Annotated in this window: 23 protein-coding genes; 4 read left to right on the forward strand and 19 right to left on the reverse strand. The window is 60.1% G+C overall.

The genetic code is table 11. The features are described 5' to 3' along the window. Positions 1-23 precede the first annotated feature (23 nt). Positions 24-263: a hypothetical protein gene (locus tag ACUM6F_RS00715; protein ID WP_425620287.1), complete on the reverse strand. Its 240-nt coding sequence runs from the start codon at positions 261-263 to the stop codon at positions 24-26. Positions 264-410: 147 nt separating this feature from the next. Here ACUM6F_RS00715 and ACUM6F_RS00720 point away from each other — a divergent pair, with 147 nt between their 5' ends. The 4 genes from ACUM6F_RS00720 to ACUM6F_RS00735 all read left to right on the forward strand — a co-directional run bounded on the left by ACUM6F_RS00720 (position 411) and on the right by ACUM6F_RS00735 (position 2,420). After that, a complete protein-coding gene (locus ACUM6F_RS00720) occupies positions 411-1,127 on the forward strand; it encodes an AzlC family ABC transporter permease (RefSeq protein WP_445348071.1) in 717 nt (238 codons plus the stop codon). Then, positions 1,103-1,414: an AzlD domain-containing protein gene (locus tag ACUM6F_RS00725; RefSeq protein WP_425620289.1), complete on the forward strand. Its 312-nt coding sequence runs from the start codon at positions 1,103-1,105 to the stop codon at positions 1,412-1,414. The genes ACUM6F_RS00720 and ACUM6F_RS00725 overlap by 25 nt, the downstream gene beginning before the upstream one ends. Positions 1,415-1,534: 120 nt before the next feature. Next, positions 1,535-1,897, forward strand: a complete 363-nt coding sequence (locus ACUM6F_RS00730) for a hypothetical protein (protein WP_425620290.1) — start codon at positions 1,535-1,537, stop codon at positions 1,895-1,897. Between the two features lie 4 nt (positions 1,898-1,901). Continuing rightward, positions 1,902-2,420, forward strand: a complete 519-nt coding sequence (locus ACUM6F_RS00735) for a hypothetical protein (protein ID WP_425620291.1) — start codon at positions 1,902-1,904, stop codon at positions 2,418-2,420. A gap of 134 nt (positions 2,421-2,554) precedes the next feature. Here the strand turns inward: ACUM6F_RS00735 and ACUM6F_RS00740 are convergent, their stop codons facing one another. The 18 genes from ACUM6F_RS00740 to ACUM6F_RS00825 form a co-directional block, all read right to left on the reverse strand. Beyond that, a complete protein-coding gene (locus ACUM6F_RS00740) occupies positions 2,555-3,280 on the reverse strand; it encodes a HesA/MoeB/ThiF family protein (RefSeq protein ID WP_425620292.1) in 726 nt (241 codons plus the stop codon). A gap of 4 nt (positions 3,281-3,284) precedes the next feature. Further along, positions 3,285-3,524 (reverse strand): MoaD/ThiS family protein, encoded by a 240-nt coding sequence (locus tag ACUM6F_RS00745; RefSeq protein WP_425620293.1) that lies wholly within the window; start codon positions 3,522-3,524, stop codon positions 3,285-3,287. Between the two features lie 258 nt (positions 3,525-3,782). After that, positions 3,783-5,528, reverse strand: a complete 1,746-nt coding sequence (locus tag ACUM6F_RS00750) for an aldehyde ferredoxin oxidoreductase family protein (protein ID WP_445348072.1) — start codon at positions 5,526-5,528, stop codon at positions 3,783-3,785. 179 nt (positions 5,529-5,707) lie between these two features. After that, positions 5,708-7,078: an argininosuccinate lyase gene (gene argH / locus ACUM6F_RS00755; protein WP_445348073.1), complete on the reverse strand. Its 1,371-nt coding sequence runs from the start codon at positions 7,076-7,078 to the stop codon at positions 5,708-5,710. Between the two features lie 191 nt (positions 7,079-7,269). Further along, entirely contained in the window at positions 7,270-8,487 is a 1,218-nt protein-coding gene (locus tag ACUM6F_RS00760; protein WP_426377613.1) for an argininosuccinate synthase, read from the reverse strand. A 31-nt stretch (positions 8,488-8,518) separates the two neighbouring features. Further along, positions 8,519-9,448 (reverse strand): ornithine carbamoyltransferase, encoded by a 930-nt coding sequence (gene argF / locus ACUM6F_RS00765; protein WP_425620303.1) that lies wholly within the window; start codon positions 9,446-9,448, stop codon positions 8,519-8,521. After that, positions 9,435-10,652 carry an acetylornithine transaminase gene (locus ACUM6F_RS00770; RefSeq protein ID WP_426377614.1) on the reverse strand — a complete coding sequence of 406 codons (1,218 nt, stop codon included), beginning with the start codon at positions 10,650-10,652 and terminating at the stop codon, positions 9,435-9,437. The genes argF and ACUM6F_RS00770 overlap by 14 nt, the downstream gene beginning before the upstream one ends. A 202-nt stretch (positions 10,653-10,854) precedes the next feature. Next, a complete protein-coding gene (argB, locus tag ACUM6F_RS00775; protein WP_425620307.1) occupies positions 10,855-11,772 on the reverse strand; it encodes an acetylglutamate kinase in 918 nt (305 codons plus the stop codon). A 92-nt stretch (positions 11,773-11,864) separates the two neighbouring features. Next, complete coding sequence (gene argJ / locus ACUM6F_RS00780; RefSeq protein ID WP_445348074.1) at positions 11,865-13,073, reverse strand: bifunctional glutamate N-acetyltransferase/amino-acid acetyltransferase ArgJ; 1,209 nt, start codon at positions 13,071-13,073, stop codon at positions 11,865-11,867. 130 nt (positions 13,074-13,203) lie between these two features. Continuing rightward, positions 13,204-14,244, reverse strand: a complete 1,041-nt coding sequence (argC, locus tag ACUM6F_RS00785) for an N-acetyl-gamma-glutamyl-phosphate reductase (RefSeq protein WP_425620309.1) — start codon at positions 14,242-14,244, stop codon at positions 13,204-13,206. Positions 14,245-14,520: 276 nt separating this feature from the next. Next, entirely contained in the window at positions 14,521-15,540 is a 1,020-nt protein-coding gene (gene amrS, locus ACUM6F_RS00790; RefSeq protein WP_425620310.1) for an AmmeMemoRadiSam system radical SAM enzyme, read from the reverse strand. Between the two features lie 224 nt (positions 15,541-15,764). After that, positions 15,765-17,174, reverse strand: a complete 1,410-nt coding sequence (gene amrA / locus ACUM6F_RS00795; protein ID WP_445348075.1) for an AmmeMemoRadiSam system protein A — start codon at positions 17,172-17,174, stop codon at positions 15,765-15,767. A 144-nt stretch (positions 17,175-17,318) separates the two neighbouring features. Beyond that, positions 17,319-17,699, reverse strand: a complete 381-nt coding sequence (locus tag ACUM6F_RS00800; RefSeq protein ID WP_445348076.1) for a hypothetical protein — start codon at positions 17,697-17,699, stop codon at positions 17,319-17,321. Positions 17,700-17,824: 125 nt separating this feature from the next. Next, positions 17,825-19,198 carry an ammonium transporter gene (locus ACUM6F_RS00805; RefSeq protein WP_445348077.1) on the reverse strand — a complete coding sequence of 458 codons (1,374 nt, stop codon included), beginning with the start codon at positions 19,196-19,198 and terminating at the stop codon, positions 17,825-17,827. A 526-nt stretch (positions 19,199-19,724) separates the two neighbouring features. After that, positions 19,725-20,432, reverse strand: a complete 708-nt coding sequence (locus tag ACUM6F_RS00810; RefSeq protein WP_425620314.1) for an ABC transporter ATP-binding protein — start codon at positions 20,430-20,432, stop codon at positions 19,725-19,727. 230 nt (positions 20,433-20,662) lie between these two features. Beyond that, complete coding sequence (locus ACUM6F_RS00815) at positions 20,663-21,430, reverse strand: ABC transporter ATP-binding protein (protein WP_445348078.1); 768 nt, start codon at positions 21,428-21,430, stop codon at positions 20,663-20,665. Then, a complete protein-coding gene (locus ACUM6F_RS00820) occupies positions 21,417-22,688 on the reverse strand; it encodes an ABC transporter permease subunit (protein WP_445348079.1) in 1,272 nt (423 codons plus the stop codon). Before ACUM6F_RS00820 ends, ACUM6F_RS00815 begins: the two co-directional genes overlap by 14 nt. After that, positions 22,689-23,648 carry a branched-chain amino acid ABC transporter permease gene (locus ACUM6F_RS00825; protein ID WP_425620317.1) on the reverse strand — a complete coding sequence of 320 codons (960 nt, stop codon included), beginning with the start codon at positions 23,646-23,648 and terminating at the stop codon, positions 22,689-22,691. Positions 23,649-23,693: the final 45 nt, after the last annotated feature.

Below are 23,693 nucleotides of genomic sequence, written 5' to 3' on the forward strand. Positions count from 1 at the left end.
TTCCTGCCCCGCCGGCGTTCCTGTCACCTGAGCCGCAGGTATACGGTGACAAGGAAAACAATCACCCCGAAAATAAACATGGCCTGGATGGGCTTACCCCTGGGGTCGAGGCTGGCCGGGCGCCTTCTTTTAACAGGCTTAACAGACCGACGCCCGGAAAGAACCCCGTACAAAGGGGGTTTGGCTTTGGTTTTGCCCGACCCTGTCCGCTTGCGCTTCCTAAAATCCAGGTGGTAGACGTTGCCCTTCTTTTTCACACGCATATATTTTCTCCTCGACAGACAAGCATCCTGCTATTTATGCATACGAAAAGGCAGTCGACAATAGAAGAAACCGCGTTAAAACGACGGGGCAACTCACCGACAGATTATGATAAAATATAAATCGTTATGCATTAGCGGAGGGAACTGATGCAATCCCAAGTACCGGTTTTGTCGCCAAGAGAAGAATTCCGGCACGGGGTGGGCAAAGCCGTCCCCATCATGCTGGGCTACGTCGCGCTTGCCATAGCCTATGGCGTGCTGGCGCGCGAGGCCGGGCTGACGCTGTGGGAGACCATGGCTATGTCGACCTTCGTTTACGCCGGGGCCTCCCAGTTCATCGCCACAGGGATGTTCGCCGCGACCATGGACCCGTGGACGATTATCGCCACCACCTTCCTGGTTAACCTGCGGCACATCCTGATGAGCGCCTCCCTGGTCCGCTACGTTCGAAGATTGCGGTTCTTTGACCTGGCCCTCCTGGGGACGGGCATCACCGACGAAACTTTTGCCCTCAACAGCACCGAATACGCCCAGCGGCAGCGCCATCACTTCTTTATGTACGGCACCAACCTGGCCTCATACCTCGCATGGAACACCGGCTCGTTAATCGGAGCGCTGAGCGGCACGATCGTTCCCGGCCTGGACAGGCTCCCTTTGGACTTCGCCCTACCGGCAATGTTTATTTCGCTCCTCGTCGTGCAGGTCAAGGACCGTCTCCTGCTTGGCACGGCCCTGATTGCCGGCGCCCTGTCCATCACCGGTGCCATGCTCGTCGAGGGCAACTGGAATATTATCCTGGCGACCATACTGGCCGCCAGCATTGCTACGGGGTGGGAAAGATGGAAAAGATCTGGGTCATCCTAGGAATGGCCGTCGTAACCTACATTCCGCGGATGCTGCCCCTGGCCGTACTCGCCAAGGTCGGCATACCCGCGGGGTTTGTGCGCTGGCTGAGTTTCGTTCCCGTGGCCGTGCTGGCCGCCCTGCTGGCTCCCGAACTGCTCCTTGAAAACGGGCGGCCTTTCTTGACCGCGGAAAACTATGCCCTACTGGCGGCGATCCCCTGCTTTGCCGTGGCCGCCAAGACCAGGAACCTCTTGCTCACCGTCGCCGTGGGGATAGCGGCTGCCATTCTGCTGCAAGCCCTGTGAAGCTGGCGCTTCTCCTTATTAATCTCAATGCCCAACGCTCAATATGTCGAAAAGTTTGAGAAGGAACTTCCTGGAAGAGAATGGAATCTCTTCTCAGAATGATTCCAGGGAGCTGGTGAGATGCTGGACCTCGGGTTGAGATCGTTCGGCATACGGTTCTTTGACGCGGCGGACGGCGCTCTTGAAATCGACCGGTTCATCGTGCCCTCCTTTCCGGCGCAGCCCGTCTCTTTTCAAATGGTCACCAGGGTAACCGGTTTTCACGAGTCACGTACTTACAATCTCTTTTACATGCTGATCAAGCCAAACGGGGAACGCAAAGAAAGCCCGCATTTCCTGTGCGCCCCTCCCCACCCCCAGGTCCGCGAGCTGATCACTTTCTGCACCAACGTAGCCTTTGAAGAACCCGGCGTCTACCAGGTCGACCTGTGGTGCGGCCCCAGGGTCATCGACTCGGCAAAATTGCTGGTGAAGAAGCTGTAGAGATATGGTTAGGAGCAGCTTGTTTAAAACGCTGATCACCATCCTGGCGGTGCTCGCGGGATGCGCTTTCACCACGCCCGTTGCTTCAGGGACTAAGGACCAATGCCGGCAACTGGGGGACGAAGCGGAAGAGCTGCGGGCGCGATGCCGGAGCCTGGAGGCGGAAATCCAGAGACTTGAGGCCGAAAAGGAACAGCGCAACTTTGTCGACTGCCTGGCCCACAGGTTCGTTGACGCGATGGCCGGCAGGGATTTCGGGACGATGAGGCAGCTCACCTCTCGCACGGTCGCCATCGAAAAGGCCGGGCTGGTCTACACGTCGCACGGCGGGAAGGTCACCTGCCCTTACCCCGAAGGGGGCGTACACCGCCTAAGGCAGCGGGGATACGAGCTGTGCAGCGACGGGCGCTTTGTCACCTTCATGGAGTTCTACGACGACGAGGGCGGCATCGGCGTGGTCGAGATGGTCTTCGTCAAGGAAGACGGGACCTGGAAACTCAGCAGCATCGCCAACGATATCTGATAGGTGTTGGGTATTGGACAAGGGTGTGCTAAACAGTAGGCGCAACTTGCGGAACATAAAGCAAGGGACTCGGTTAATCGAGTCCCTGTCTTATTTCAAAATCCAACACCTAAAACCTAATACCCAATACCCATTCAAGTGCCGCAGATGGGGCAGGCCGGGTCACGGTCCAGCATGAACGAAGTGAAGGCCGCCGGCAGGGCCTCCCAGACCAGGAGCCTTCCGGCCAGCGGTTTCCCGAGGCCTATTATCAACTTGAGAACTTCGCCGGCCTGGATGCCGCCGACCGTGCCCACGAGGGCGTTCAGGACTCCTCGCGGATGCCGGGCCGTTTCCTCTTGCGCCACTGGGTACAGGCAGCGGAAACAGGCGGTCCGGCCCGGGATGAAGGTGGAAACCTGGCCGTGATACTCGGACACAGCCCCGTAAACCCAGGGAATGCCCTTGCGCCAACAGGCTTCGTTAAGGTCGTACCGCGTCCCCAGGTTGTCGGTACAGTCAACGGCGATCCCGTAATTCTCCAGGATTCCGGCCGCGTTGACCGCGCTGAAGCGGGTACAGTGCTCCACGGTGCGGACCTCCGGGTTCAGGTCGGCCAGCCGGCAGGCCGCCGCGACACACTTGGACCGGCCGACGTCGCCGGTGCCGTAAAGCACCTGGCGCTGCAGGTTCGACAGTTCGACCCGATCCCCGTCGACGATGCCGATCGTGCCCACCCCGGCGGCGGCCAAGTACATCAGCACGGTCGATCCCAGCCCCCCCGCGCCTACAACCAGGACCCTGGCGTTGCGCAGGGCATCCTGTCCCGCCTGGCCCCACCCCGGAAGGATGATGCTGCGCTCGTAACGAACCGAACCCATCCTCTCAGCCTCCGGCTACCGGGGGGAAAGCTCCGACGCGGTCGCCGTCACGCAGCCGCCACTTCAGGGTGGCCTGCTGGCCGTTGACCATGACGATCTTAACCTCGCTTACCGGGACACCGATCCCGGCCAGAACGTCTTCCACGGTACTCCCTTCAGGAACCTCAAGGTCCAACGGCTCCCCGCCCGCCAGGTCGGGGCGGTATTTCTGCAATGAGGCGAATACCCTCAGTTCGACGCGCACCGCGCACACCCCCCGAGGCTTAACCCGAAAGGTTAAGCCGGTAGTAGGTAACCTGTTTAGGAATACTAATTAAGTTTGCGAATTCCACCGGGGTTAATTTCGTCAGTCGTCCAGACTACTGGCATTCAGCGCTGGAGCGTTCTTACAAAAGCTAGGTTGGTTGACTGGCCGCCGCCGGCCTCATACCCCCCAATCCGGGTACCGAGTGCTGGTACGGGCGAAGCCCGCATCTGGATGCCGACAGCTGAGTGCTCAGCGTTATGCTTGGAAAGGTTTCATAACCTCGTCCAGTTCGGCGTCCGGGACGTCGAACACGGTGTTGTGCGGCGGCAGGGGCTCGGTCTTGAAGAAATCAGGCAGGCGGTCCTCGGCTTCATTAAAGCCGGCGGCCTTGTTGAAGGCCCGCTCCCAGGTCAGGATCTGCTGGCCCAGCTTAACGGCGTCATCAACAGTGAACTGCACGCCATACCTGGCCGCGATAAGATCCGCGGTCGCCACCAGCGAATCCGGGATGTCAAGAAGCGCGAAGGCCGTAAACAGACACAAGCCCGTGGCGTCCACATAGGCGGTGGCTACTTGCAGGTTGCGGGACAGTTCCACCTGGCCTTCGGGCTTCAACGGGTCGACCTTGCCGCCGACGCCAAGGATGTTAGCCGCCACCGCGTACCCCGAGGTATGGTCGGCACCCATCGTGCTGGTCGCGTAGGTCACCCCGATGCCCTTGACGGCGCGCGGGTCGTAGGCAGGGAGCCCCTGCCCCTTCACGACCGGCACCCGCCGGACGCCGTAGACCTTGCCGGCGACGGCGGCACCGGAGCCAAAAACCCGCCCCAGCGGAGTGGCGTTGCGGACGTCCTTATCCAGCAGCTCGATGGCTCCCGGACCGTCGCCGAACGCGAGTACCCCTGCTTCCATCAGCACGCCGAGGGTGACCCCCGCTTCTATTGTATCCAGGCCCACGTCGTTGCAAAGCCGGTTGAGCATGGCAATGTGGTCCAGATTGCCGATCCCGCAGTTGGCCCCCAGCGCCCAGGTGCTCTCGTATTCTACCGGCGCGCAGAGCACCTCGCCCTTCTCGTCGGGGTAAATATTCGAACACCTGATCACGCAGCCGGGGTGACAGCCGTGGCCGCACTCGCCCTTGCCGCCTCTCGCCTTGACGGCCTCGGCGATCGCCTCGCCGCCCGTCTTGGACGCCTCTTCGAAGCGCCCGGCGCTGAAGTTCCTGGTCGGCAGGCCGCCGGCCTCGTTCAGGATGTTCACCAAAACCGCGGTGCCGTACGTAGGCAAAGCCTGCCCCGTTACCGCGTGCTCCTTGAGGGCCCTGTTGAGACGCCTGACGGCGTCCTTGAATTTCTCCGTGTCCGCCGGGTTCACGCCGTAAGTCTGCTTGGTCTGGAGAACGACAGCCTTCAGCCCCTTGCTCCCCATCACCGCGCCCAGGCCGCCCCGCCCGGCATAGCGTCCGGGATGGTTTTCCCGGTCATTTGTGGACACTCCGGCCATGACCATCTTGTTTTCGCCGGCCGGGCCGATGCACATAATGCCGCAGCCTTCGCCGTACTTCGCCCACAGCCGCTCGTTCAGCTCGTAGCAGCCCAGGCCCGCCAGGTCCCCGGCGGGCTCCAGCCGGGCCTCGCCGTCGCCGATAACCAGGACGTGAAAACCCTGTTCTTGAGGCAATCCTTCGACAACCAGCGCGGCAATGCCCAGGCTGGCCATCTTCTGGCCACTGATCCCCCCGGCGTTGGACTCCTTGATGGTGCCGGTCAGAGGGGATTTGCCTCCCACCGAAAGCCGCCCGGAACTGGGAGCATAGGTTCCGGTCAGGCAACCGGGCGCAAAGACCAGTTTATTGCCTGGTCCCAGCGGGTGACAGGTTGGGTCAACCTCGTCGTAAACAATCCTTGAGGTCAGGCCCCGCCCCCCCAGCAGGGCATACTCCGGCTTAAGGTCCTCCCAGCGCACGCTCTTGTCCGCCATGTTCACACGCAAGATTCTCATCGATTCGGACGCCTCCTCTCCCTGCACAGAAGTACAGTATTTTACTACTTCTATCAAACTGCATGTCGGGTTCAAAAGGCAATTATCAGATAATGGCAAACTTGTCCTCTAATTAGCGAAGGCCTGCTCAACCTCGCGCAGGCCTTCCTAGACTCACGTATGCCCCTTTTTCACAAGTTTCAGATTCTCTCTCTGGCTTTGGCAATTGCTGACCGGACCGTTTCGGGCGCCGGGCCTCCGCGGAGACGGCGGGCGGCAAGCACGGTTTCAAGATTAACAGCCTCATAAACGTCCTCGGCAAAGACGGAAGCGAAACGGCGGTATTCTTCCAGGGCCAGGCCCTCCAGGTCCTTGCCCTCGGCCAGGCAGTAAAGAACGATACGCCCCACGATCTCGTGGGCTTCACGGAACGGGACACCGCGGCGAACGAGGTAGTCGGCCAGGTCGGTGGCGTTCGTAAATCCGCCCCGGGCGGCCTCCGCCATGCGCTCCCGGTTCACCTTCAGGGTCTTCAGCATCGGCGTGAAGACCATCAGACATTTTTTAACGGTATCGACGGCATCGAAAAGGGCTTCCTTGTCCTCCTGCATGTCCTTGTTGTAAGTCAGGGGCAGCCCTTTCATCAGCGTGAGCAGGGTCATCAGGTCGCCGTAGACACGCCCCGTCTTCCCCCGGATCAGTTCGGCCGCGTCGGGGTTCTTCTTCTGCGGCATGATGCTGCTGCCGGTGGCATAAGCGTCGTCCACCTCCACAAAGGCAAACTCCGCCGACGACCAGAGGACGATCTCCTCGCAGAAACGGCTGAGGTGCATCATGATCAGGGAAGCGGCCGCGCAGAACTCCACGGCGAAGTCCCGGTTGGAAACGGCGTCCATGCTGTTCTCCGCAATGGCGGCAAACCCCAGTTCGCGGGCCACAAACTCCCGGTCCAGGGGGAAGACCGTACCGGCCAGGGCACCGGCCCCCAGGGGCATGACGTCGGTGCGCTGGAAGCAGCCCTCCAGCCGCTCCCTGTCGCCCTGGAACATCTCAAAGTAGGCCATCAGGTGGTGGGCGAAGGTCACCGGCTGCGCCCGCTGCATGTGGGTATAGCCCGGCATGACGGTATCGACGTGGTCTTCGGCCGCGTCCAGGATCGTCTCCTGGAGTTCCCGCAGCAGTTGTTGAACGGCCCGGATCTCGTCCTTCAGGTACATCCGCACGTCGAGAGCGACCTGGTCGTTGCGGCTACGTCCGGTGTGCAGCTTCTTGCCGAGGTCGCCGATCTTCTTGACCAGTTCCCGCTCGACCAGGCTGTGGATGTCCTCCGTCTCGGAGGAAAACTCCACCCGCCCATCCTCAATGTCCTTAAGGACAGCCGCCAGTCCCTTTTCGACCATCTCCGCCTCGGCGGCGCTGAGCACCCCGATCCTCCCCAACATGCGGGAGTGGGCAACGCTCCCGGCGATGTCGTGGCGGTAGAGCCGGCGGTCAAACGAAAGGGAGGAGTGAAACTCCTCCATCAGGCGGTCGGCCCGCTTCTGAAACCTTCCGCCCCATAACTTCGACATGTTGCCAACCTCCAACAGGATACTTCTGTAGAGTGTCCTAGCGCATTCGAACTACAGATGTCTCAGGCATTAAGCATTGGCGTTGAGCGTTAGGATTCGGTTACCCGATCCTACAGCTTAGTGCTAAGTGCTTAGTGCCGACGGCAAAATGCATGCTGAAAAGCAAACAGTCTGGACTATTGACAGGTTGCTTATTCACGCAAACCGGCCTTTTTTTCCATCAGGGCGCGCATCTTCAGCGGCAGCCCGAAGAGGTTGATGAAGCCCTCGGCGTCCTTCTGGTTGTAAACCTCGTCGGCCTCGAAGGTGGCGAAATCCTTGCTGTACAGGGAATACGGCGAGGTAACGCCGGCCGGGCGCACCGAGCCCTTGTAAAGCTTCACGCGCACCGAACCGGTGACCGTCCGCTGGGTGACGTCGATAAAGGCGTCCAGGGCCTCGCGCAGCGGCGAGTACCACATGCCGTCGTAAACCAGCTCGGCGTACCGGATGGCCGCCATGTCCTTGTAATGCAGGGTGGCCCGGTCGAGGGTCAAAAGTTCCAGTTCACGGTGGGCGGCCACGAGGATGGTCCCGCCCGGGGTCTCGTAGACACCGCGCGACTTCATCCCTACCAGCCGGTTCTCCACCATGTCGACGATGCCCACGCCGTGCAGGCCCCCGATGGTGTTCAGCTTGTCGAGCAGTTCCACGGGGCCGAGCTTGTCGCCGTCCAAGGCCACCGGCACGCCCTGTTCGAAATCGATCATCAGGTAGCGCGGGTTATTCGTCGCAAGCTCCGGCGGCACGCAGAGGAGATAGACGTCGTCCGGCGCCTCGTTGGCAGGGTCTTCCAGGGCGCCCCCCTCGTGGCTCAGGTGCCAGATGTTGCGGTCCATGCTATAGGGCCGCGACTTGGTGACCGGTACCGGGATGCCCCGCGCGTTGGCGTAGTCGATGGCTTCTTCGCGTGAACGGATGTTCCACTCCCGCCAGGGGGCCACGATCTTGAGGCCGGGGTTGAGCGCCTTAACCGTAAGTTCGAAGCGCACCTGGTCGTTGCCCTTTCCCGTAGCCCCGTGCGCCACAGCAACCGCTCCCTCGGCCTCCGCCACCCGAACCAGGCACTTGGCGATGAGCGGCCGGGCGATGGATGTTCCCAACAAGTACTTGCCCTCGTAAACCGCCCCCGAGCGCAGCAGGGGAAAGCAGTAGTCGCGCACGAACTCCTCTTTGACATCCTCGACGTAAACCTTGGCGGCCCCGCTCTTTAAAGCCTTCTCCTTGATGCCGGTCAGTTCCTCGCCCTGCCCGAGGTCGGCGGCCATGGCGATGACGTCGTAGCCGTAGTTTTCCTTCAGCCAGGGGATGATGATCGAGGTGTCGAGACCTCCGGAATAAGCCAGGACGATCTTTTCCGCCATAGTCAAGCTGCTCCTTCATGTGTGAAATATAATCAGTCTAAAGTATCATGGACAACAGGGCTTTCTGCACGTGCAGCCTGTTCTCCGCCTCGTCCCAGACGACGCTGTGCGGTCCGTCCATCACCTCGTCGGTGACCTCCTCGTTGCGGTGGGCCGGGAGGCAGTGCATGAAGATGAAATCCGGGCGGGCGTGTTTAGTCAGGTCGCTGTTGACCTGGTACGGCCGGAAAACCCGCGCGCGCTCGTCGTGTTCGCCTTCCTGCCCCATAGAAGCCCAGGTGTCAGTGACGACCACGTCGGCCTCGTGCACCGCGGCCACCGGGTCATTGATCACGGTGATCGCTCCGCCATGAGCCGCGGCCAGGCTCCGGGCCGCCTCGACGATATCCTTGCGGGGGGCGAAACCGGGCGGCGTGGCCGCCGCCATCTGCATCCCGGTCAGCGCCGCCCCAAACATCAGGCTGTGGCAGACATTGTTCCCGTCCCCCACCCAGGCCAGCTTCAAACCGGCCAGCCGCCCCTTATGCTCCAAAATGGTCAGCAGGTCGGCCAGGATCTGGCAGGGGTGCTCGAGGTCGGTCAGCCCGTTGATCACCGGCACGGAGGCGTAACGGGCGAGTTCCTCCACGTCCTCCTGGGCGAAGGTGCGGATCATGATCCCGTCAACGAAGCGCGAGAGCACCCTGGCCGTGTCGGCGACGGTTTCCCCGCGCCCGAGCTGGATGTCCTGGGCGTTAAGGTAGAGGGCGTGCCCCCCCATCTGGAACATCCCGGTCTCAAACGAAACCCTCGTCCGCGTCGATGGTTTTTGAAAAATCATGGCCAGGGTTTTGCCGGCGCAGAGGCGGTGCTGCTCCCCCCGCTTCAGCCCGGCTTTAAAGTCAAGCGCCGCATCGAGAACCGCCCGGATCTCGGCGGCGGAGAAATCGCTCAGGGATATAAGGTCTCTCCCCTTAAGCCCCGTCACTGTCCAACGCCTCCCTTTCCTCGTCGAGGGCCTCGATCAGGATCTTCATCGCCGCGTCAACGTCTTCGGTGCTGACGATCAGCGGGGGGACAAAACGCAGCACGTTTTCCTTGACGCAATTGACCAGCAGGCCCTTGTTCCGGCAGCGGTCGACGATGCCCGCCCCCGGGATGTAAAGCTCGAGCGCGAGCATCAGGCCCAGCCCCCGGACCTCCTTGACAAAATGGTAACGCCCGATCAGGTCAGCCAGCCGCTTGCGGAAATAGGACCCCACGACCTCGGCGTTCTTCACGTAGTCCTCGCCGAGGAGCACGCCAAGGGAGGCTATCGCCGCCACGCAGGCCAGGGGATTGCCCCCGAAGGTCGAGGCGTGGTCGCCCGGCGAAAAGGCCCGGGCGATCTCTTCCCTGGCCAGCATCGCGCCCATGGGGAAACCGCCGGCCAGGGCCTTGGCCAGAGCCAGGATATCGGGTTCAATGCCGTAATGCTCGTAGGCGAAAAGCCGGCCCGTCCGGCCCATGCCGGTCTGCACCTCGTCGAGGATCAGCAGGGCGCCGCGTTCGTCGCACAAGTGCCGGACGCCCTGGAGGTATTCGCGCTCGGCGACGTTGACGCCGCCCTCCCCCTGCACGGGTTCCAGCAGTACGGCGCAGACGTCGTCGGTCAAGGCCTCTTCCATGGCCGTAAAATCGTTGAAGGGAACGTGCTTAAAACCGGCCGGCAAGGGCTCGTAACCCTTCTGGTATTTCGGTTGGCCTGTGGCCGTAATGGCCGCCAGCGTTCTCCCGTGAAAAGACTGCAAGGCCGTGATGATCTGGGACTTATCCTGGCTGACCTTCTTGGCGTGCTTGCGGGCGAGCTTGATGGCCGCCTCGACGGCTTCCGCCCCGCTGTTGCAGAAAAACACCCGGTCCAGGGCGGAATTATTGACCAACTGTTCGGCCAGGCGGACCTGGGGCTCGATGTAGTAGAGGTTGGAACAGTGGATCAGGGTGCCGGCCTGCCTGGCGATAGCCTCCACCACCCGCGGGTGGCAGTGGCCCAGGTTGTTGACGGCCAGCCCGGCTACGAAGTCGAGGTATTTCTTGCCCTCGGCGTCCCAGACCCAGACCCCCTTGCCGCGCACGAGCGTGATCGGCGTACGGCCGTAGGTCCGCATCACGTATTTATCGCCCTTGGCGATGATGTCCTGCTGACTAAGCAATTAACAACACCTCGTATCCAAAAAAACGAACTCGTCAGCCCATAAACGTAGACTTCACTTATGTTCGCTCAGTAACCTTAAAGCATTGGGCTTTGCGCATTGAGCGTTGAGCGTCTGAGATACTTTAGGATGGGATTCGGTGTAACCGAATCCCTTTCCTAGATTAATCCCAGTGCCCAGTGCTCAGCGCCCACTGCTATTCTCAGCGCTCAGTACCCAGTGCACAGTGCTGGTCTGGCAAGACCATGGTGCCGACGCCTTCGTCCGTAAACACCTCCAGCAGGATCGAGTGAGGGATACGGCCGTCGAGGATGTGGGCCTGCCTTACGCCTCCCGTGATGGCGTCGACGCAGCAGTCGATCTTGGGGATCATCCCGCCCGAAATCACGCCCCGTTCCTTGAGAATGGGCACTTCACTTACTTTCAGGGTTGAAATGAGGGAAGCGGGGTCCTCCCTGTCGGCCAGGATGCCTTCCACGTCGGTGAGAATGACGAGCTTATCCGCGCCCAGCGCGGCGGCAAGGCGGCCGGCCACGCTGTCGGCGTTGATATTGTAGCTTTCGTTGTCATCCCCCACGGCCGTGGGAGCGATTACCGGGATGTAACCCTCCCGGAAAGCGGTGGCGACGATTTCGGGGTTCACGCGGGCGATCTCCCCGACAAAACCGAGGTCAACCTCTTGCGTGCCGCCGTCTTCCTGTTCAACGAAAACTTTCTTTTTAACCGCCTTAAAAAGGTTGCCGTCCTTGCCGCACAGCCCTATCGCCTTCCCGCCGAGGCGGTTGATGGCGGCGACGATGGACTTGTTGATCTTGCCCACCAGGACCATCTCGACTATTTCCATAGTGGCCTTGTCGGTGACCCGCATACCGTTGACAAAGGTCGATTCCAAACCGACTTTCCTGATCATCCCGGTGATATCGGGACCTCCGCCGTGCACAATCACGGGGTTCATCCCGACGAACTTCATCAGGACGATGTCGGTGAGGACTGCTTCCTTAAGTTCGTCATTGAGCATGGCGTGGCCGCCGTACTTGACGACGACGATCTTCCCCCAGAACTTCTTGATGTAGGGCAGAGCTTCAACCAAGATGCCCGCCTTTTCCAGCGCCGTGCGCATCACATAGCCTCCCAAAAAAAAGAAATCAGAAGCATGAGGTCGGAAGTCAGAAGCGTCGAGTCAGACCTCTGATGTCCGACGACCGATGACCGTTACGTCCGGTACGATGCGTTTATCTTAACATAATCATAGGAAAGATCACAGCCCCAGGCTACAGCCGACCCGTCGCCCTGCTTGAAATCAACGGTGACGACCACCGGGTCGCCCGCCAAGATCGCGCTGGCGCGGGCCTCGTCGAAAACCAGGGCCCGGCCCCCGACCGCGACGGGCAGGTCTCCCAGATAGACATCGAAGTCATCGGGGTCGAACCTGGCGCCCGAATATCCTGCCGCGCAGACGATCCGGCCCCAGTTGGCGTCCCGGCCGAAGACAGCGGCCTTGACGAGATTGGATGAACAAATCGCGCGGGCCGCCAGCCGGGCGTCCCTCGCCGTGGGCGCGCCTACGACGCGGACCTCCAGCAGGGTCGTCGCCCCCTCGCCGTCGCGGGCGATGGCCTTGGCCAGCCTGATGCAGACCTCGTCCAGGGCCCGCTGGAAGACGGCGTAGCCCGCGGAGCCCGGTTCCAGGGGTTCGTTGCCGGCCAGGCCGTTGGCCATCACCACGAGCATGTCGTTGGTGCTGGTATCCCCGTCCACGCTGATCATGTTGAAAGAAACCTCGACGGCGTTACGCACGGCGCGCTGTAAGGCTCCCGGCGCGACGGCCGCGTCAGTCGTGACGAAGGCAAGCATCGTGGCCATATTCGGATGGATCATGCCCGAACCCTTGGCCATGCCCCCCAGCGTCACCCTCGCGCCGCCCAGCGTGAAGGAAACCGCGGCCTGTTTGGGGACGGTATCGGTGGTCATGATCGCCTCGGCGGCGGCGGTGCCGCCCGTGGTCCTCAGTTCGGCTACAGCCAGCGGTATCCCGGAGGCGATCCTGTCCATGGGCAGGCGTTGACCGATAACACCCGTCGAGCTTACCAGGACCATCTCCTCCGGCAGCCCGAGGGCCCGGGCGCACAAGCTTCCCATAACGCGCGCGTCGTCCAAGCCTTCCCGGCCGTTGCAGGCGTTGGCGTTGCCGCTGTTAATGATGATGGCCTGCGCCTTCCCGGAGGCCACGCGGGGCATCGTCACGAGCAGCGGCGCAGCTTTGACCTGGTTGGTGGTGAAGACGCCGGCCACGCCGGCCGGGACGTCCGACACCAGGAGGGCCAGGTCCTTCTTGCTCTTCTTGATGCCGGCGCTGACCCCGCTGGCCCGGAAACCCGCGGGAGCAGTTACACCGCCCCCGACAAACACAAAGTCACTCACAGTCCTATCCTCCCAAAAATGAGGTCTGACCTCCGGCCTCTTTTAGACCTCAGACCTCTGACCTCCGACCTCTTTATTTGGCGATTTCTTCATCTGTTCTGACTTCTGGCCTCTGACCTCCGACTTCCTTCTATGGATAAAGACCGGGGCGGTCGAGCCCTTCCGTCTCGGGAAAGCCGAACATGAGGTTCATGTTCTGCACGGCCTGCCCCGAAGCGCCCTTGATCAGGTTGTCGATCACCGAGAGGACCACGGCCCGGCCGGTACGGGGGTCGGCGACGATCCCGACGTCGCAATGGTTGGAGCCGGTGACGGCCTTGGTCTGCGGCAGCACGCCGGGCGGCAGGACGCGGATGAAGGGCTCGCCGCGGTAAAATTCACGGTAGACTTCATACAAGCCGGCGGTATCGACATCGCGGGCCAGGTTGAAGTAGACGGTGGCAAGGATGCCCCTGGTCATAGGCACGAGATGCGGGGTGAAGGAAACCGTCAAATCTTCGCCGGCCAGGAGGGAAAGCTCCTGCTCGATCTCCGGGGTGTGGCGGTGAATCCCCACGTTGTAGGCCTGGAAGTTCTCGTTCACTTCCGCAAAGTGGACCCGCAGCGAAAGCCCGCGTCCGGCGCCGGAAACCCCCGACTTGGCGTCGATGACGATGCTGCGCTTGTCGACAAGGCCGGCTTTGAGCGCCGGGGCCAGAGCGAGGATCGACGCCGTCGGGTAACAGCCGGGGTTGGCCACGACCTGCGCCCCGGCGATTTTGGCCCGGTTGACCTCCGGGAGCCCGTAAACGGCCGCGGCCAGGATTCCGCGCTCGGTGTGCGGCACCTTGTACCACTGCTCGTAGACACCCCCGTCCGTAAGGCGGAAGTCGGCGCCCAAGTCGATCAGTTTCTTGCCCCGGCCGACGACCGCTCGGGCGACGGCCATGGCGTGCCCGTGAGGGAGGGCGGTGAAGATGACGTCCGACTTTTCAACTAACTTGTCAAGGTCCAGTTCTTCGCACTGGTGTTCAACGTGCGCCGCCAGGTGCGGGTAAACGCCGCTGTACGGCTGTCCTTTGTAAGTGCGCGAGGTGAGGCCGACAAGGCGGACGCCGGGATGCGCGAGGAAGATCCTGACGAGTTCCGCGCCGGTGTACCCGGTCGCGCCGACGATACCGACGTTGACCATTGCAAACACACATCCCTTTTAGCTCAACCCTAACGGATTGAGCGGTAGTCGGCAGTTGGGCTCCCCTGCACTCAACTCGAAGACCCATTACATTTAAAGCTAACCGCTAATCTTCGAGACGCAGATAGTCAGATCCACCTGCAACTTGGCTCTCTTTAGTTGAGTGCGGGGCCGTTCGGGAATTGCAGATTTAACCGTAAAGTTTTAGAAATAATGCTTATAATTATACGATCATCTGTATAATTATGCAATACCAAAGTGGCCCCGTGTTTCTTTTTATACGAGCGTACAGTTCGTGCGGGCCTCGCCCTCGATTTTCAACGCGTACCCGCAGAACGCGCATTCCCCGCCCTTGAGATTGACATCGGTAACGAGATATCCCTCTCTTTTAATGACCGTCTCTTTGCAGTTGGGACAGTAGGTGTCATTGGCCTTCCCGTCCCGCATGTTGCCGATGTAAACGTAGTTCAGCTTGCTCCGGGCGATTTCCCAGGCGCGGCGCATGGTTTTTTCCGGTGTCGGCGGGAGGTCCATGCGGTAGTTGGGGAAGTAACGCGAAAAGTGCAGGGGGATGTCGGGGTCGACCGAGGCTATCCAGGAGACAAGTTCCTCTACTTCCTCCGGGCTGTCGTTCAGCCCGGTGACGAGAAGAGTCGTCAGTTCGACGTGACAGCGCTTCGCGGCGGTCTCCACCGTTCTTTTCACGGGTTGCAGGAAGCCGGCGCAGACTTTGCGGTAGTAGTCGTCGGTGAAGGCCTTGACGTCGATGTTCATCGCGTCGACATAAGGCAGGAGCTTGTCGAGCGGTTCGGCCTCCAGGTAGCCGTTGGTCACCAGGACGTTCTTGAGGCCGGCCTCACGGCTCAAGACCGCGGTATCGTAAACGAACTCGTACCATACCGAGGGTTCCGAGTAAGTGAAGGCCACCCCGACGCAGTGGCGGGAGCGCTCCTCCGCCGCCACCTCGACGATCTGTTCGGGAGAGACCTGAGTGCCGTGCGGCTCCCCGTGCGCGATCTCCCAGTTCTGACAAAAACGGCAATGCAGGTTGCAGCCCATGGTGCCGACCGAAAGGATCCAGTGGCCCGGGTAGAACTGGTACAGGGGCTTCTTTTCAATGGGGTCCATGGCGAAGGAGGTGACCATGCCGTAGTTGGCGGCGACCAGCTTGCCGTCAACGTTGCGGCGCACCCTGCAGACCCCGGTCTTGCCGGGGGCGATCACGCACCGGTTGGGGCACAGGAGACAGGAAACCTTGTTGTCGTCGCGGCCTTCGTAAAACTCGGCGTGCCTCATAAAGCACCTCCGGTGCCGGCGTTGTGCGTTGTGCGTTGGGATTATTTGAGGGGATTCAGCAAGCTGAATCCCTTTCATTACAAACCTCAGTGCTCATTGCCCAGCGCTCAGTGCTATTCTCAGAGCCCAGTGCTCAGCGCACAGTGCCCGTGACGCGCTCAGAAACAAGGTTCTATAAGGTACATAGGCAACAAATTCAACCGGAAATGACCGCGCCTTGAGCATTATTTGTAGCGCGTCACGGTGAAGCGTTCGAGCGCCACCTCGTCGTCGGGGCCCAGGCCCGCCTTCTCCTTGGCGATGCGCACCTGTTCCTCGGGCGTGTCGATGCCTTCCAGGTCGGGCAGCAGGAGCCCCGAGCGCCCCCTGCCCCGGACGATGACCCCGTACCTCTTGGGGTCCAGGTCGTCGAGGCTGTCGACCTTTTCGGGCTCGCCCAAGACATCGACGGAGTATTCGAGCTCGTCCAGTTCGTCCGCGCGGACAGGGTAGAAACGGGGGTCCCTGGCGCCGGCTGAAACGGCGTTCTCCATAACCTCCTCGACGATGGAAGGGGTCGCGGGTTTAACTGTCCCGATGCAGCCCCGCAGGGCGCCGCCCTTCTTGACGGACACGAAGACGCCGGCGGGGCGCCGGAATTCGGGCGGAACCTCTCCCGGGTCGGGCCGCTTGTCGATGCCCCGCACCCAGTTCTCCAGCGTCTGGCGGGCGATGCGGACGAGGTAGCTCTCGTTGGCGCGGCGGACCTTCACCTTCTCCTCCCTCACCTTAAGCAGGTCCGCGAGGATGGCCCTCCGTTCGTCCTTCGGCCCCGGCTCAAGGCCGGCCACCATGTAACCCACCCCGAAGGGGCCCTCGTAAGAAAGGACCTCGCTGCGCGACTGGTACCCGTCCAGCGCCCCCAGCATCATGATGATGGGACGCAGGCCGCACTCCCCGGCTTCCTCGCACAAATCGTCGCTCAGTTCAAAAACGGCCCGCAGGTTGTTCTCCCGGAAAATGCGGACAATCTCCGCGTCAAAAACCTTCCCCCGCGGGCTGAAACCCGCCGGCGCATCGACCGTCAGCCGGTGGGAGAGGTCTCCGCTGGCTACCAGGGCGACCTTCCTGCCCAGCGCCTCCGCGGCGCGGCGGACGGCGATGCCGAAGGAATAAAGCTGGTGGTAGGGAAGGAGCCCTATCGATACGGCCAGGAACCGTCCTTCCCATCCCGACCGCTTGATCCAGTACATGGGGACGACGATACCGTGGTCCATCTCCGTGCTGACCCGCCCGGGATAGTTCCTGGCCAGCCGGTCGTTGACCTCGACGATCAGGAGCCTGAAGTCTTTGCCGCGGGATTTGATCCCGGCGGCCAGTTCCAGGTCGGCGGGCTCGTCCATGTAGACCTGGGGGGCCCCGAACCTCGCCAGGTCGCCCGCGGCTCTTTCCTCTACGTTAATGCCGATGGCGTCGCCGAAGACCGGCCCGTGCGGCGAGATCATCACCAGCGTTTCCGCGCCGCTGGCCTTGATCCTGCGCCCAAGCTCGAGCAGCGCGTCCTGAGTGGCCTCAACTTTTGCGCTTTCTTCACGCCCTACCTCGGGTACCATGATGGGGGGATGGGGCACAATCCCGCAGAAAACCATGCTCATTCCGGCCCCTCCTCAATCTGGTAAATTTTAAGCTTATTCTACCCGCCGGAACAATACTTATCAACGAAAAGGACATTTCCCCAAAAACGTAAAAGCCGCCTCAATCGACGGCCGGATCAAAAAACCCTGTTAAACAGCAAGCCCTTAGACGGACCACCCGCAAATTCCGGAAGCAAGCGCGTTGAACGCCGAAGCAAAATGATATTTCTTGTTCTCGGGGTGTTCTTCAAGTTTGTCACATACCCTGCCCATCAAGTCGATGCCCCCGATCGCCGCGATCACTTCTATCTTGGCCCGGGTGATGAGAATCCAGTACAAACTCCTGTCCAGGGTAATCTCTTTGGTTTCCAGGCTGCAAAGCGCCTTTCGGTAATTCTCAAACCACTGGACGCACTTCGGGTCACGGAAACAAAATTCGGATATCCCTTCGTCGCTGCGTGCGTTCCTGTATTCCTTGACGGGGTCAAGCAATGTTTCAGCCAGTTTCTCGACTAACTCTTCGCCAAAATACCCTTTGCCATCCATTATGCTCATCTCCCCTTTTAATTTAATTCTAAATAAAAAGTGAAGGCAGGAGAAGATTTTTTCCCCCGCCTCCACGCCGAATGCGACAACGCGGTCTTCTTTTCCGCTTGGCGACAGTCCGTTGTTTATTTCGGCAACATCGTCGTGAGGGGCGCCAGGCCCATCAGCGATCCGTTGGACACCGAGCCAAAACCAAAATCGTCCGAATAACCGCTTTCCCCGTGCTGGGTAAGATCCAGACCGGTTTCCTCCTCCTCTTCGGTGACGCGAAGAGGCATGAACAGGCCAACCAGTTTGAGAACGAGGAAGGTTGCCAGGCCGACGAAGGCCCAGGTCGCAAGAACACCGATCGCCTGCGCGCCCAGTTGGGCCGCGTTGCCGTAAAAAAGACCGTTGACCCCCGCCCCGTTCACCGCGGTGGTGGCAAAGAGGCCGACGGACAACGAACCCCAGGTGCCCGCGATACCGTGAATCCCAAAGGCGTCCAGCGAATCGTCGTAGCCAAGAGCCCTCTTCACGACGCTGACAGCGAAGTAACAGGCCACGCCGCCCACCAGCCCGATGATCACCGCCGGTCCCGGGGCAACAAAACCCGCCGCCGGGGTAATCGATCCCAGGCCGGCGATACAACCGCTGACCGCGCCAAAGATCGTCGGCTTGCCCTGGCGAAGCCATTCCGTCAGCACCCAGGCCAGGGCTCCCGCGCTGGCCGCGGTATTCGTCACCACGAAGGCGTTCGTGGCCAGGCCGCTTGCTTCCAGCGCGCTGCCGGCGTTGAAGCCGAACCACCCGAACCACAGCAGCCCGGCGCCCAGAACGGTCAGGGGCAGGTTGTGCGGCGGCAAGGGTCTTGTTCCGTACCCTTTACGCTTCCCAAGAACCAGGGCGGTCACCAGCCCGCCCACACCGCAGGCGATATGTACTACCATGCCACCCGCAAAGTCGACGACACCTAGGCCGCGCAGCCAGCCGCCGAGACCCCAGACCCAGTGGGCCAGGGGGTCATAGACAATCGTCGTCCAAAGAATAAGAAATAAAAGGAAAGCACTAAAACGCATCCTTTCGGAAAAAGCCCCGATCATGACGGCCGGGGTGATAGCCGCGAACATCAACTGGAAGACCATAAAAGTCTGGTGCGGGATCGTTCCGGCGTAATCCGGATTGGGAGCCTGGGTCACCCCGTTCAATCCAAGCCAGTCGAAGGAGCCGATGATGTGCGAAACATCGGGCCCAAAGGCCAGGGAATATCCGAAGAGCACCCACTGCACCGAAACGATGCAGAGGGTGATGAAGCTCAGCATAATCGTGTTCAAAACGTTGATCCTTCCGACCATGCCGCCGTAAAAGACGGCGACGCCGGGAACCATCAGCATGACCAGCGCGGCCGAAACCAGGACAAAGGCCGTGTCGCCGGTATCCACGGCCGGCGCGTCTCCCGCCGCCCACGCAGCGGCGGGCGCGGCCAAAAGAAGGATGCCTGCCGTTATTACAAGACGCAACCATCTAAGAAACCCTGACATTTTACTAACTCTCCCTTCCTCATTCAACAATGAAAAAGGCCCCTAAGGAGAGTGCTTATTCTCTCCGCGGGGCATCATTGCCCGGGTGACCGCTCGATGGTCACTTGCTCAGGTGATACAGACTAAGCAAAGTCGAACCCATCCATGCCCCCCGGTAAAATCTACCGGTGCCGGTCGCTCCGTTGATCCCGTGCTTGCCAGGGCTTCCTGGATACCTGCGTCCAACCTGCTGCAGCAAGACGCTCACAGATTTTTTATGTAACTCACCCCCTCATTCGAGATACGGGTTTTGCCCGTACCTCCAAAAAAGAGAAGACGCCCCAAGACAGGCGCCTTCATCGGCTTTGATACAACACTGTATCTTGATGGATCTTTTCATTCTAATTACTAACTATTCTATTATACCGGTTACCGGCACTGTCAATAGCATTATTCAACAGCCCGGCCCCTGGAAAAACTCGGTGAATGCGCCCGGCGAATTCCCTCGCGTCCGGCGACCGATGACTTATCCAAGGTACGCTTCCTTGACCATCGCGTTGTTAAGCAGTTCTTCCCCCGTACCCGACAGGACCATCTTCCCCGTCTGCAGGACGTAGCCGCGGTGCGCGATGTGCAGGGCCTTGCGGGCGTTCTGCTCAACAAGCAGGATCGTCATCCCCTGGGCGTTCAGGTCCTTGATCACGGTAAAGATGTAATCGACCAGGACGGGGGCCAGGCCCATCGACGGCTCGTCCAGCAGCAGGATGGTCGGCTCGCTCATCAGCGCTCGCGCGATAGCCAGCATCTGCTGTTCGCCGCCGCTCAAGGTGCCGCCCTTTTGCTTCCGGCGTTCTTCAAGGCGGGGGAAAAGTGTATAGACCCGCTCCAGGTTCCGGTTAATCCAGGCCCGATCCTTGATCCGGAAGGCCCCCATTTCCAGGTTTTCCTGCACCGTCAAGCGGGGAAAGATCTTGCGGCCCTCCGGCACGTGGGCTACCCCCCTCCCCGCCACCTCATGAGCCGGCAGGGAACTGATCAGCTCGTCCTGGAGATATATCGTGCCGTTCCTTGGTTTGCAAAGCCCGGAAATCGTCATCAGCGTGGTGGTCTTGCCGGCGCCGTTGCTGCCAATCAAGGTGACGATTTCCCCGGCCTCGACTTCCAGGGATACCCCTTTTAAGGCGTGAATCTGTCCGTAGTATGTATCGACGTTGGAAAGAGCAAGTACCGGCACTTCGCATGCCACCCCTCAAAAAGGATGTCAGAAGTCAGAGGTCAGAGGTCAGACGAGGACGGATTAACCTAAGATTCCACTGAACTGACTTCGTTTTCTGACTCCTCATACTGCTTTTAAACAACCTGTATTTGCGGCTACAAAACCCAAGAGTATTAGTAGCGATTCCTCCGTCTGCTTCCTACAACCTAGGACGTTATCCATTCCAGCCCCGTACGACGTACGACGAGTTACACCGCTTCCTCACCCAAATAGGCCTTGACGACCTCCGGGTTGTTCTTGATTTCCGCAGGAGTGCCCTCCGCGATCTTCACACCGAAATTAAACACGGTAATGTGGTCTGAGATCCCCATAACCACCTTCATGTCGTGCTCGATGAGCAGGATGGTGATCCCCCGCTCGTTCCTCAACTTGAGAATAAGCTCGATCATCTCGTCGGTTTCCCGGGGGTTCATCCCCGCCGTGGGCTCGTCAAGCAGCAAGAGCTTGGGTTTAACGGCCAGGGCCCTGGCGATTTCCAGGCGCCGCTGGGCTCCGTACGGCAGGTTCTTAGCCAGTTCAGACTCCCGCCCCGAAAGACCGACAAACTCCAGAAGGCTAAGAGCCTCTTCCAGCGCGTATCGCTCCTCATCACGCACCCGCCGAACGTTGAAGATAATACCGGGTAGGCTGGCGTGCAGGTGCAGATGCATCCCCACCAGGATATTCTCGGCTACCATCAATTCCGGGAACAGCCGGATGTTCTGAAAGGTACGGGCGATACCGCAGGAAGCCGCCTTTTCAGGCGTTACCCTGCTCAGGTCGCGGCCGTCAAAAATGATCGTCCCCCGGTCAGGGTTGTAGTAGCCGCTGATCATATTGAAAAAAGTCGTCTTGCCGGCGCCGTTCGGCCCGATAATGCTGACAATCCGGCCCGCTTCGAGGACGAAGTCAACCTCATCGACAGCGACAAGACCTCCAAAACGCTTGGTAACCCCCGTCGCCTTAAGCAACGTCAATGTCTTCACCTCGCGTTTCGCCCTTGGCTTTCAACTTCTGAACCCTTTCTTTAAGCAGTGCCAACTGGCGCTTAGCAGGCAGCAGGCCCTTCGGACGAAAGACACACATCGCGACCAGAATGGCGCCGAAAATCAACCGCTCGTACTTTGCAGGGTCAAGCTGGGAAGGAATGGTGACAATCCCCTTCAGCGAGAGCTGTCCCAGGAAGTCGGAGAACTCCTTGAGAACCTGTAACTGCAAGACCACTACAGCGACCGCCCCGATCACAGCGCCGGCAACGCTGCCCATGCCGCCCAGGATGACCATGGCCAGGATGCCGATGGACTCCATAAAGGAGAAACTGGAGGGGTCGATGAAAGTCTGCTTGGCCGAAAAGATCACGCCCATAACCCCGGCGAACGAAGCACCGCTGGCAAAGGCAAGCAGCTTCATCCTTACCAGCGGGATACCCATACTCCGTGCGGCCAGCTCGTCCTCACGGATCGCCGCCCATGCCCGGCCGATACGCGAGTTGTCCAGGCGGCGGGCCACAATCAACGTCACGATAATGATGATGAGAACCAGATAGTAATAGTGGATGGGCTGGTTTAAAACCAAACCGAAGAGTTCCGGCGGCTGAATCGGGGTAAGCCCCTTCGGGCCGTTGGTGATGTTCACCGGCTTGTCCAGGTTGTTGAGGACGATGCGGATGATCTCCCCGAACCCAAGGGTAACGATAGCCAGGTAGTCGCCACGCAGGCGGAGCACCGGGAAACCTAGCAGTACGCCGAAGATGGCGGCCACAATCAGCCCCAAGAACAGGAAGGGCCAGAACCACATCCCTGAGAGAGGAAAATCGGCCCAGGAAATGAAGTTACTGGCCTGAGAGGTGGCAAAGATAGCGTAAAGATAGGCCCCTGAGGCATAGAAGGCCACGTACCCCAGGTCGAGCAAACCCGCAAAACCAACGACGATATTAAGGCCTATGGCCAGGGCCACGTAAATCCCCACCTGGGTCACAACGTCCAGGTAGTAGACGTTCTCCAGCCCGATAAGCGGCATCATTACGCCCAGCACTACCGCTGCGACAAAGATCTTGACATGGACGGGTACGGGCATTTTGTACAGGACCAGGACCGAACCCATGAACAGCAGGAAGGCAATGGCCGACTGTGGGTTAAGGAGGAAGAACAGGTTGGCGAAAAGGATAAAGGCTGAAGCCATGACCAACTGCGCCCGGCTGTCCTGAAGCTGTGCCGGCAAAGATATCTTGCGCATCTATATCTTCTCCCTCACTGCTTCGCCTAAGAGACCGCTCGGCTTGAAAATGAGCACCGCGATCAGGATGACAAAGGCAAAGACGTCCTTATACTCAGCCCCCATGGCTCCGTTGGTGGCCACCCCCAGGAAGGCAGCGCCGAAGGATTCAAGAAGCCCCAGGAGCACACCGCCGAGCATGGCGCCCGGGATATTGCCGATCCCGCCCAGAACGGCGGCCGTAAAGGCCTTGATGCCCAAAATAAAGCCTACGTATGGATGAACCAGGGAATACTGGGCGGCGAAAAGCGTCCCGGCTGCCCCGCCAAGCCCCGCTCCGATAAAGAAGGTCAGGGCGATAACCCTATCGACATTGATCGCCATAAGGGCCGAGGTCGGCTTGTCCTGCGCCACGGCACGCATGGCCTTGCCCCACTTGCTGCGGGTGACAAACAGGTGCAGGCCGATCATCATCACGACGGCGGCGAGGATAACGATAAGCGACTTGACAGGGAGCTTCAGGTTGGCCGAGAGGGCGATATTGGAGGTGAAGAGGGTGGGAGCGGTAAGATAAAAGGCGTTCTTCCAAAGTCCTTCAACCAAACGGACCGCGTCCTGGAGAAAAAAGGAAACGCCGATAGCCGAAATGAAGGGCACGAGACGTGGGGCCATCCGGACCGGCCGGTACGCGATCCTTTCAATAGCCACGCCAAGCAAACCGCTTAATACCATTGCAATTATCAAGGCAACCAAAAGGGCGACCGGTGCGGGTAGACCCTGGAGGTAACCCATGGCTTGAAGAAAAAGCAGGACCTCCGTCCCCGCAAACGCGCCCACCATAAAGACTTCACTATGAGCAAAATTGATAAGTTCCAGAACCCCGTAAACCATTGTATAGCCTAGGGCCACGACGGCGTATACAAAACCAAGGGTCAGCCCGTCTACCAGGATCTGCGGCAAAACGTGATAGAATTCTTGCATAAATTAGAACTGCAGACCTCCCCCCAAACCAATGTAAAAACAGTA

The sequence above is a fragment of the Desulforudis sp. DRI-14 genome, from assembly GCF_052618305.1.

What these genes read in the sequence shown, in the direction of transcription:
- ACUM6F_RS00730 (WP_425620290.1), top strand. Translation starts at nt 1,535, where the DNA reads ATGCTGGACCTCGGGTTGAGATCGTTCGGCATACGGTTCTTTGACGCG.
- ACUM6F_RS00740 (WP_425620292.1), bottom strand. Translation starts at nt 3,280, where the DNA reads ATGGGTTCGGTTCGTTACGAGCGCAGCATCATCCTTCCGGGGTGGGGC.
- ACUM6F_RS00735 (WP_425620291.1), top strand. Translation starts at nt 1,902, where the DNA reads ATGGTTAGGAGCAGCTTGTTTAAAACGCTGATCACCATCCTGGCGGTG.
- ACUM6F_RS00750 (WP_445348072.1), bottom strand. Translation starts at nt 5,528, where the DNA reads ATGAGAATCTTGCGTGTGAACATGGCGGACAAGAGCGTGCGCTGGGAG.
- argC (WP_425620309.1), bottom strand. Translation starts at nt 14,244, where the DNA reads ATGGTCAACGTCGGTATCGTCGGCGCGACCGGGTACACCGGCGCGGAA.
- amrA (WP_445348075.1), bottom strand. Translation starts at nt 17,174, where the DNA reads ATGAGCATGGTTTTCTGCGGGATTGTGCCCCATCCCCCCATCATGGTA.
- ACUM6F_RS00720 (WP_445348071.1), top strand. Translation starts at nt 411, where the DNA reads ATGCAATCCCAAGTACCGGTTTTGTCGCCAAGAGAAGAATTCCGGCAC.
- ACUM6F_RS00725 (WP_425620289.1), top strand. Translation starts at nt 1,103, where the DNA reads ATGGAAAAGATCTGGGTCATCCTAGGAATGGCCGTCGTAACCTACATT.
- ACUM6F_RS00825 (WP_425620317.1), bottom strand. Translation starts at nt 23,648, where the DNA reads ATGCAAGAATTCTATCACGTTTTGCCGCAGATCCTGGTAGACGGGCTG.
- amrS (WP_425620310.1), bottom strand. Translation starts at nt 15,540, where the DNA reads ATGAGGCACGCCGAGTTTTACGAAGGCCGCGACGACAACAAGGTTTCC.
- argH (WP_445348073.1), bottom strand. Translation starts at nt 7,078, where the DNA reads ATGTCGAAGTTATGGGGCGGAAGGTTTCAGAAGCGGGCCGACCGCCTG.
- ACUM6F_RS00715 (WP_425620287.1), bottom strand. Translation starts at nt 263, where the DNA reads ATGCGTGTGAAAAAGAAGGGCAACGTCTACCACCTGGATTTTAGGAAG.
- ACUM6F_RS00820 (WP_445348079.1), bottom strand. Translation starts at nt 22,688, where the DNA reads ATGCGCAAGATATCTTTGCCGGCACAGCTTCAGGACAGCCGGGCGCAG.
- argB (WP_425620307.1), bottom strand. Translation starts at nt 11,772, where the DNA reads ATGCGCACGGCGCTGGAAAAGGCGGGCATCTTGGTTGAAGCTCTGCCC.
- ACUM6F_RS00800 (WP_445348076.1), bottom strand. Translation starts at nt 17,699, where the DNA reads ATGGATGGCAAAGGGTATTTTGGCGAAGAGTTAGTCGAGAAACTGGCT.